Origin of the sequence: Sphingopyxis granuli NBRC 100800, assembly GCF_001591045.1 — a bacterium.
GTDB lineage: Bacteria > Pseudomonadota > Alphaproteobacteria > Sphingomonadales > Sphingomonadaceae > Sphingopyxis > Sphingopyxis granuli.
In genome coordinates this window covers 1-7,428 of record NZ_BCUA01000130.1, presented here as the reverse complement: position 1 = coordinate 7,428, position 7,428 = coordinate 1, and the positions used below count along the sequence as shown (strand labels likewise).

At 68.6% G+C, this 7,428-nt stretch carries 9 protein-coding genes; 6 read left to right on the top strand and 3 right to left on the bottom strand.

Features of this window, described 5'->3' with window-relative positions; translation table 11 throughout:
- Positions 1–88 precede the first annotated feature (88 nt).
- Positions 89–451, bottom strand: a complete 363-nt coding sequence (locus tag SGR02S_RS18390) for a response regulator (protein WP_067113488.1) — start codon at positions 449–451, stop codon at positions 89–91.
- Between the two features lie 87 nt (positions 452–538).
- On the opposite strand from SGR02S_RS18390, the gene SGR02S_RS18385 reads away from it, so the two are divergent.
- The 4 genes from SGR02S_RS18385 (at position 539) to SGR02S_RS18370 (ending at position 3,230) form a co-directional block, all read left to right on the top strand.
- A complete protein-coding gene (locus tag SGR02S_RS18385) occupies positions 539–811 on the top strand; it encodes a DUF3572 family protein (RefSeq protein WP_067113486.1) in 273 nt (90 codons plus the stop codon).
- The gene (locus tag SGR02S_RS18380) at positions 808–1,440 is read left to right on the top strand and encodes a hypothetical protein (RefSeq protein ID WP_067113483.1); all 633 of its coding nucleotides are present in this window, start codon (positions 808–810) and stop codon (positions 1,438–1,440) included. Before SGR02S_RS18385 ends, SGR02S_RS18380 begins: the two co-directional genes overlap by 4 nt.
- A gap of 26 nt (positions 1,441–1,466) precedes the next feature.
- On the top strand, positions 1,467–1,931 hold the full coding sequence (locus SGR02S_RS18375; RefSeq protein WP_067113480.1) for a RidA family protein: 465 nt from the start codon (positions 1,467–1,469) through the stop codon (positions 1,929–1,931).
- A gap of 150 nt (positions 1,932–2,081) precedes the next feature.
- Entirely contained in the window at positions 2,082–3,230 is a 1,149-nt protein-coding gene (locus SGR02S_RS18370; protein ID WP_067113478.1) for a GNAT family N-acetyltransferase, read from the top strand.
- Positions 3,231–3,512: 282 nt separating this feature from the next.
- Here the strand turns inward: SGR02S_RS18370 and SGR02S_RS18365 are convergent, their stop codons facing one another.
- The gene (locus tag SGR02S_RS18365) at positions 3,513–3,827 is read right to left on the bottom strand and encodes an SEL1-like repeat protein (RefSeq protein WP_067113472.1); all 315 of its coding nucleotides are present in this window, start codon (positions 3,825–3,827) and stop codon (positions 3,513–3,515) included.
- 159 nt (positions 3,828–3,986) lie between these two features.
- Positions 3,987–4,826 (bottom strand): pantoate--beta-alanine ligase, encoded by an 840-nt coding sequence (gene panC, locus SGR02S_RS18360; protein WP_067113490.1) that lies wholly within the window; start codon positions 4,824–4,826, stop codon positions 3,987–3,989.
- An 85-nt stretch (positions 4,827–4,911) separates the two neighbouring features.
- Here panC and SGR02S_RS18355 point away from each other — a divergent pair, with 85 nt between their 5' ends.
- Positions 4,912–5,721 (top strand): division plane positioning ATPase MipZ, encoded by an 810-nt coding sequence (locus tag SGR02S_RS18355; protein WP_067113470.1) that lies wholly within the window; start codon positions 4,912–4,914, stop codon positions 5,719–5,721.
- Positions 5,722–5,746: 25 nt separating this feature from the next.
- Entirely contained in the window at positions 5,747–7,153 is a 1,407-nt protein-coding gene (gene pgmG / locus SGR02S_RS18350; protein WP_067113469.1) for a phosphoglucomutase/phosphomannomutase PgmG, read from the top strand.
- The last annotated feature ends 275 nt before the right edge of the window (positions 7,154–7,428 follow it).

The following is a 7,428-nucleotide window of genomic DNA, read 5'->3' as shown; positions in this document are numbered from 1 at the left end:
AAGTGGGCCAATCCAGGGTCGTCATGTTCCAGTCCTGGGCATCGGAAACCGCCTTCTGCGCCGGGACACATCGATTGATGGGACGGTCCTAGGCGAAGGCGCCGACGCTTTCGATGAAGCGGATCACCGATATGGGTTTCGAGACATAGGCTTCCGCCCCCGCGGCGCGGATCTGTTCCTCGTCGCCCTTTCCCGCATAGGCGGTCACCGCCATGATCGGCACCGCGCGCAGCGCCGGGTCGGCCTTGACCTGGCCGATCAGTTCGAGCCCGCTGACGTGCGGCAGCTGGATGTCCATGATGATCAGGTCGGGCGCGATCTCGCGCGCCTTCGCCAGCGCGTCGCGGCCGTCGCGCACCGGGTGCGCGCTGTAGCCGTGGGCGTTGAGCAGGTCGCAGAACAGGCGCAGGTTGAGCTCGTTATCCTCGACGACCAGGACGGTCTTTCCCATGATCTGCCGCTTTCCCCGCTTGCGTCCGCGGCTCGTTTAGGCGAATCGGCGGCCGGACACAATTGCTTCCCATGGAAGGATCGCCTCTTGCGGGATGATGACGCGGCGCTGGCGCTGCGGGCGCTCGGCTGGATCGTCGGCGACGAGTCGCGCGCCGAGCGGCTGCTCGCGACGACCGGGCTGACGCCCGATGGCCTGCGCGCCGCGCTGGGGCAGCGCGCGACGCTGGCGGCGGTGCTCGCCTTCCTGACCGCGTACGAGCCCGACCTTGTCGCCTGCGCCGCGGCACTCGATATAGAGCCGGAGGCGCTGGCCGCCGCGGCGCGCCGACTGGAAGGACAGGAAGGACAGGAAGCATGACTCGCCCGCTCGTCATCAGCGATTGCGACGAGGTGCTGATGCACATGGTCGTGCCCTTCGCGCAGTGGGTCGACGAGGCGCACGGCGTGCTGTTCCGCATGGAGGACACGAGCTTCGCCAATGCGCTGAAGCGCAAGGCGTGCGGCACGCCGCTGGAGGCGGCCGAGGTGTGGCCGCTGCTCGACGGATTCTTCCGCACCGAGATGGCGCGGCAATATCCGATCCCCGGCGCGGTCGCCGCGATGGCCGCGATCGCGCGCGTCGCCGACATCGTCATCCTGACCAACGTCGGCCCCGACCACCAGCAGCGCCGCGCCGACCAGCTCGCCGCGCTGGGCCTCGACGCGCCGGTGATCGGCAGCCGCGGCGGCAAGGGCGAGCCGGTGCGCCGGCTGATCGAGGAGCGCGCGCCGAGCGTCACGATATTCATCGACGACTTGCCGAATCACCACCATTCGGTCGCCGCCGCGGCGCCCGACGTGTGGCGGCTGCACATGGTCGGCGAGCCCGCGATCGCCGGCCGGATTCCCGCCGCCGTGCACGCGCATGCGCGCATCGACGAGTGGACCGCGGCGCGCGAGTGGATCCTCGCGCGCATCGCCGGAAACCTGCCGGCCCCGGCCCTTTGACCCGACAACCGATGGAAGGATTTACGATGGATATTGCCGCCAAGCTTGCCGAACTCGGCCTCGACCTGCCGACGCCCGCCGCGCCGGTCGCCGCCTATGTGCCCGTCGTCGAGCGGGGCGGGCTGCTCCACGTCAGCGGGCAGTTGCCGTTCCGCGACGGGCAACTGGTGACCGGCCGGCTGGGCGCCGACATGGACGAGGCGAGCGGCTATGACGCCGCGCGCCGCTGCGCGCTGATGATCGTCGCGCAGGTCGGCAAGGCGGTCGACGGCGACTGGTCGCGCGTCGAGCGAATCGTCAAGCTGGGCGTGTTCGTGAACAGCGATCCCGGTTTCACGCAGCAGCCCAAGGTCGCGAACGGCGCGTCGGAACTGATGGAATCGCTGTTCGGCGAGGCCGGGCGCCATGCGCGCAGCGCGGTCGGCGTTCCGGTGCTGCCGCTGGGCGCTGCGGTCGAGGTCGACGCCATCGTGGCGGTGAAGGCGGCGTAGGAAATCGCCTTGCGCGACGTCCCATGTCTTTCCGTGTCCCCGCGAAGGCGGGGACCCATCTCCTGCCGGTTCCATCTTGCGCCAACCGGAGATGGACCCCCGCCTTCGCGGGGGAACACGGCCTTTCCTTTCCTCGTCGGCGGCGTCTGAATGGCCGACGCCGATCCGCCCGCGCGGACGATTTCGCTCGGCACCGGGGTCGCCGCGGTCGAGGCGGCGGCGTGGGACGCGCTGGCGGGGGGCGCCAATCCCTTCGTCGGCCATGCCTTTCTGTCGCTGCTCGAGGAATCGGGAAGCGTCGGGCCGGGGACGGGCTGGCAGCCGGCGCCGCTGCTGGTCGCCGACGGCGCGGGCGCGCTGGTCGCCGCCGCGCCCGCTTACCTGAAGACGCACAGCCAGGGCGAATATGTCTTCGACCACGGCTGGGCCGACGCGTGGGCGCGCGCGGGCGGCGCCTATTACCCAAAGCTGCAGATCGCGGTGCCCTTTACCCCGGTGCCGGGGCCGCGGCTGCTGGCGGCGGGGGACGAGGACGCGCGGCTGCTGATCCGCGCCGCCGAGGCGGTGGTGCGGCAGAACGAGCTGTCGTCGGCGCATGCGACCTTCGTCGCGCCCGAACAGATGCCGCTGTTCGAGGCGGCGGGATGGCTGGTGCGGCGCGACGTCCAGTTCCATTTCGCCAACCCCGGCTATCGCAGTTTCGACGATTTTCTCGCCACGCTGACCTCCGCGAAGCGCAAGCAGCTGCGCAAGGAGCGCGCGCGCGCGGTGGCGGGGCTGCGGATCGAGCAGGTGACGGGCGATGCGATCGGTCCCGCGCACTGGGATGCGATGTGGGCCTTTTATCAGGACACCGGCGCGCGCAAGTGGGGGCACCCCTATCTGACGCGCGCGGCGTTCGACCTGATCGGCGCGCGGATGGCCGACCACGTGCTGCTGATCGTCGCCTATGACGGCGATACGCCGGTCGCGGGGGCGATGCACCTGATCGGCGCCGACACGCTCTATGGCCGCTATTGGGGCTGTGTGGCCGACATCCCCTATCTGCATTTCGAGCTTTGCTATTACCGCGCGATCGACGTCGCGATCGAACGCGGGCTGGCGCGCGTCGAGGCGGGCGCGCAGGGCGGGCACAAGCTCGCGCGCGGCTACGGCCCCGTCGCGACCTGGTCGGCGCATTTCATCGCCGACCCGGGGTTCCGGCGCGCGGTGGCGGATTTCCTGGAGCGTGAGCGCGCGGCCGAGGCGCAGGAAATGGAATGGCTGGAAGGGCATATGCCGTTCCGGCGGGCGGATTGAATCTCACGCAAAGGCGCGAAGGCGCGAAGAAGAAAATCTCACACGAAGACACGAAGAGGACGGTTTCTGCCGTTCTGTCTCGCGATCATCATAGGAGATTATCTGGCCGGACGTTGTCCGACCCTTTTTCAACCGACGTCGAAATCGGCGCAACGATCGAGTCGCATCACGCCCTCTTTGTGTCTTCGTGTGAGATTATCCGAAAACCGGCCATGCAATTCTCTTCGCGCCTTCGCGCCTTTGCGTGAGATTCAAGAACGCCCACGCAGACCGGGCAAGACGTCAGGCCGCGAAGCGGCGGGCGGCGGGACGGCGGGCGGTCTCGTCGAGCCAGGCGCGCGCCTGGCGCTGCGCCTCGGCGATTTCGTCGCGGCTCATTTCGTTCGACACGTCGGCGCGGCACTGCTGGCCTTCGACATTGCCGCCGAGCGCGGCGAGGTTGAACCATTTGTGCGCCTGGATCAGGTCGACATCGACCCCGCCGGTGCCGGTCGAGAATGCGACGCCCAGGTCGAAATAGGCACTCGCATCGCCGCGCGCGGCGTCGAGCAGCCGGCTTTCGATCAGATATTGGGCAGACTTCAGACTGTTCGCCATGATAACCCCCTGTCGCCTCCACCCCACATGGAGACCTCGGCCCCAAAGTTGCGGCTTATGGTCAACAAAGCGTTAACGATGCGGCGGTTTTTTGGGGATTGGTGGCGGCGGGCGCCGAAATCCGCGGGTTTTCGAACCATGCTTTCCCGAAAGATGGTGCTACTCGACCGCCAGATTGTCGATCAGGCGCGTGGTGCCGATCCGCGCCGCCGCGAGCAGGCGGGCCGGGGCGCGATATTCGGTCAGCCGTTCGAGGCTGTCGGCGTCGGCGAGCGCGACATAGTCGACGCTGGCGAAGCCGCCCGCGCGGATCGCCGCCTCGGCATCGGCTAGCGCCGCGGCGACCGTGCCGCCGCCGGCGATCGCCGCCGCCGCGGCGCGCAGCGCGGCGGGAAAGGCGGCGGCGGCCGCGCGCTGCTCGGCGGTCAGATAGGCGTTGCGCGACGACAGCGCGAGCCCGTCGGGATCGCGCGCGATCGGCGCCCCCAGGATATCGATCGCGAAGTCGAGGTCGCGCGCCATGCGGCGGATGATCGCAAGCTGCTGCCAGTCCTTTTCGCCGAAGATCGCGATGTCGGGGCGCACCTGGTTGAACAGCTTGGCGACGACGGTCGCGACGCCGTCGAAATGGCCCGGCCGCGCCGCGCCGCAATAGTCGGCGCCGAGTTCGGCGACCGCGATATGCGTCGCATGGCCGGGCGGATACATGACGGAGACGTCGGGCGCCCAGAGCAGCGCCGCGCCTTCCTCGACCAGCAGCGCGGCGTCGTGCGCCTCGTCGCGCGGATAGGCGGCGAAATCCTCGTTCGGGCCGAACTGCGTCGGGTTGACGAAGATCGACACGACGACATGGTCGGCGACGCGCCGCGCCATCCGCACCAGCGACAGGTGCCCCGCGTGCAGCGCGCCCATCGTCGGGACCAGCGCGACGCTCTTGCGCCCCAGTTTGAGTGCGTCGACCGCGCGACGAAGCGTGGCGATATCACGGATGATTTGCACGGCCGCCCGCCCTCCGATATTGGCGGCGTCCATACGCCACCCCATGCGGCCGCCATGCCGCGCCGACAGGAAAATCGCAACGCTCATGACGAAGCCAGCCCCCCATCGGATCATCTTTGCCAATGAAAAGGGCGGGACGGGCAAGTCGACCTGCGCGGTGCATTTCGCGGTCGCGCTGGCGAGCATGGGGTGGCGCGTCGCCGGAATCGACCTCGACCCGCGCCAGCGCACCTTTCACCGCTATCTCGACAACCGCACCAGCACCGCGAAGCGCCGCGGCATCGAACTGCCCATCCCGCATTTCGAGGTGTTCGAAGGTTCGACGGTCGAGGAACTCGACGAGCAGGTCGCGCGGCTGGCCGAGGACGCCGACTATCTGATCGCCGACACGCCGGGGCGCGACGACCCGTTCGCGCGGCACATCGCGACCAGCGCCGACACGCTGGTGACGCCGATCAACGACAGCTTCATCGATTTCGACCTGATCGGCCAGGTCGATCCCGAGACGTTCCAGGTCGTGCGCCCCAGCTTCTATTCGGAGCTGATTTGGGACACGCGCAAGGCGCGCGCCAAGAGCGACGGGCGGACGATCGACTGGATCATCCTGCGCAACCGCCTGCAGCATGTCGACGCGCACAACATGCGGCGCGTCGGCGAGGCGCTGAACCAGCTGTCGCGCCGCGTCGGCTTTCGCGTCATCCCGGGGCTCGGCGAGCGCGTCATCTATCGCGAGCTGTTCCCGGCCGGGCTGACGCTGCTCGACAAGGCGCATCTCGGCGGCATGGGGATGGGGCATGTCGTCGCGCGGCAGGAACTGCGCGAGGCGATGGCGGGACTGAACCTTCCGGCGCGCGAGCGGTTTCACCCCGATGGCGACCTGTTCGCCGTCGCCTGACCCCCTTCGCGCAGGAGCATCATCCATGACCGCCGTTTCCGAGCCCGTTGCCGCCCACGTCTTTCACCCGACGATGCTGCGCGAATATGATATCCGCGGCGTCGTCGGCGACACGCTGACCGCCGACGATGCGCGTGCGATCGGCCGCAGCTTTGCGACGCTGATCCGCCGCGCGGGCGGCCGGCGCATCGCCGTCGGCTATGACGGGCGGCTGTCGTCGCCGATGCTGGAGGAGGCGCTGGTCGAGGGGATCAACGCGGCGGGGGTCGATGCGCTGCGCGTCGGGCTGGGGCCGACGCCGATGCTCTATTACGCCGCGTCAACCGAAGAGGTCGATGGCGGCATACAGATAACCGGCAGCCATAATCCCCCCGATTACAACGGCTTCAAGATGGTGTTTCAAGGACGCCCCTTCTTCGGCGCCGACATCAGGCGGATCGGCGAAATGGCCGCCGCGGGCGACTGGGACAGCGGCGAGGGCGGATCGCAGCGCATCGACATCGTCGACGCCTATGTCGATCGGCTGGTCGAGGGATTCGCCGGCGGCGCCTTTCGCATCGGCTGGGACGCCGGGAACGGCGCCGCGGGCACCGTGATCGAAAAGCTCACCGCGCGGCTGCCCGGGGAGCATCATCTGCTGTTCACCACCATCGACGGCCATTTCCCGAACCACCATCCCGATCCGACGGTCGAGGCGAACCTCGCCGATCTGCGCAAGCTGGTCGCGGAGAGAAGCCTCGATTTCGGCGTCGCTTTCGATGGCGACGGCGACCGCATCGGCGCGATCGACGGCCAGGGCCGTGTGATCTGGGGCGACCAGCTGCTGCAGATCTATGCCGCCGCGGTGCTCAGGGAGCATCCGGGCGCGACGATCATCGCCGACGTCAAGGCGAGCCAGGCGCTGTTCGACCGCGTCGCCGAACTGGGCGGCACGCCGCTGATGTGGAAGACCGGGCACAGCCTGATCAAGGCGAAGATGAAGGAAACCGGCAGCCCGCTCGCCGGCGAGATGAGCGGGCATATCTTCTTCGCCGACCGCTATTACGGCTATGACGACGCGCCCTATGCCGCGGTGCGGCTGATCGAGGCGGCGACCAAGCTGGGCAGGAGCGTCACCGAATTGCGCGACGCGATGCCGGCGATGGTCAACACCCCCGAATTGCGCTTCCAGGTCGACGAGGCGCGCAAATTCGCCATTGTGGACGAGGTTCTCGACCGGCTGACGGCGGCGGGCGCGCAGGTCGACCGCACCGACGGCGCGCGCGTGCTCACCGACGACGGCTGGTGGCTGCTGCGCGCGTCGAACACGCAGGACGTGCTCGTCGCGCGCGCCGAGGCACGGGACGAGGCGGCGCTCGCGCGGCTGCTCGCGGCGATCGACGACCAACTCGCGCAGTCGGGGGTGGAAAGAGGACCGCAAGCGGTGCACTGATCCCCTCCCCTCCCGATGGCGCGAGGGGTCGTGAGACCCGGCTCGGTGCAGCGGGGCTATGGTCCGGGGATTCGGGTTTCGGCGCACTGCCCCGTTCGTTCGTCATGCTGAACTCGTTTCAGCATCCATGGCCGGACACCTCCCTTTTGTGCTGCCTTTCATTCGAGGGCAGACGATGGACTCCCGGATCGGGTCCGGGGGGGCGAGCTCTGAAACGAGTTGGCATATATGTTCTTCAGCCAAGTCAGGAGCTGTTCCCCGGCGGAAGCCGGGGC

Bases quoted from the DNA above. Each gene is read 5' to 3' on its own strand.
- SGR02S_RS18390 (WP_067113488.1), bottom strand. From the start codon at position 451: ATGGGAAAGACCGTCCTGGTCGTCGAGGATAACGAGCTCAACCTGCGC.
- SGR02S_RS18380 (WP_067113483.1), top strand. From the start codon at position 808: ATGACTCGCCCGCTCGTCATCAGCGATTGCGACGAGGTGCTGATGCAC.
- SGR02S_RS18375 (WP_067113480.1), top strand. From the start codon at position 1,467: ATGGATATTGCCGCCAAGCTTGCCGAACTCGGCCTCGACCTGCCGACG.
- SGR02S_RS18370 (WP_067113478.1), top strand. From the start codon at position 2,082: ATGGCCGACGCCGATCCGCCCGCGCGGACGATTTCGCTCGGCACCGGG.
- SGR02S_RS18365 (WP_067113472.1), bottom strand. From the start codon at position 3,827: ATGGCGAACAGTCTGAAGTCTGCCCAATATCTGATCGAAAGCCGGCTG.
- SGR02S_RS18355 (WP_067113470.1), top strand. From the start codon at position 4,912: ATGACGAAGCCAGCCCCCCATCGGATCATCTTTGCCAATGAAAAGGGC.
- pgmG (WP_067113469.1), top strand. From the start codon at position 5,747: ATGACCGCCGTTTCCGAGCCCGTTGCCGCCCACGTCTTTCACCCGACG.